General features: G+C 74.7%; 1 protein-coding gene. It reads right to left on the bottom strand.

The window, feature by feature from the left end:
- Positions 1–684: sensor histidine kinase (locus tag C1I97_RS38405; protein ID WP_258382954.1), on the bottom strand; the 684-nt coding region annotated here is incomplete at both ends.

Here is a 684-nt window from a genome sequence, read left to right as displayed (position 1 = left end):
GAACACCAGGTCCGCGTGGGCCGGGTCCACTCCCGGCCCGGTGTCCGCGACCCGCAGCACCAGCTCCGCGCCCTCCGCGCGAGCCGTCACCGTCACCCGCGCCCGCAGGCCGCCCCGCGCCGCGTCCACCGCGTTGTCGACGAGGTTGCCGAGGATCGTCACCAGGTCCCGGGGCGGCAGGCTCCGCGGGAGCAGCCCGTCGTCCAGGCCGCTGTCCTCGGACACCACCAGCTCCACGCCCCGCTCGTTGGCCTGCGCGGTCTTGCCGAGCAGCAGCGCGGCCAGCACCGGCTCGCTCACCGCCGAGACCACCTGGTCGGTCAGCGCCTGGGCCAGCTCCAGCTCCGCCGTGGCGAACCCCGCGGCCTCCTCCGCCCGCCCCAGCTCGATCAGCGACACCACGGTGTGCAGACGGTTCGCGGCCTCGTGCGCCTGGGAGCGCAGCGCCTGCGTGAAGCCCCGCTCGGAGTCCAGCTCGCCCATCAGCGACTGCAGTTCGGTGACGTCCCGCAGGGTCACCACCGTGCCCCGGCGCTCCCCGCCCGACACGGGCGAGGTGTTGACCACCAGTACCCGCGACGCGGTCAGGTGCACCTCGTCCACCCGCGGCTCGGAGGCCAGCAACGCACTTGTCAGCGGGGTGGGCAGACCCAGGTCCGCCACCGACCGTCCCACGACGTCCTC

This window comes from Streptomyces sp. NTH33, assembly GCF_003236365.1.
Lineage (GTDB): Bacteria > Actinomycetota > Actinomycetes > Streptomycetales > Streptomycetaceae > Streptomyces.
Note: the sequence above shows the minus strand (reverse complement) of the source record. Positions and strands in the feature narration are given on the sequence as shown.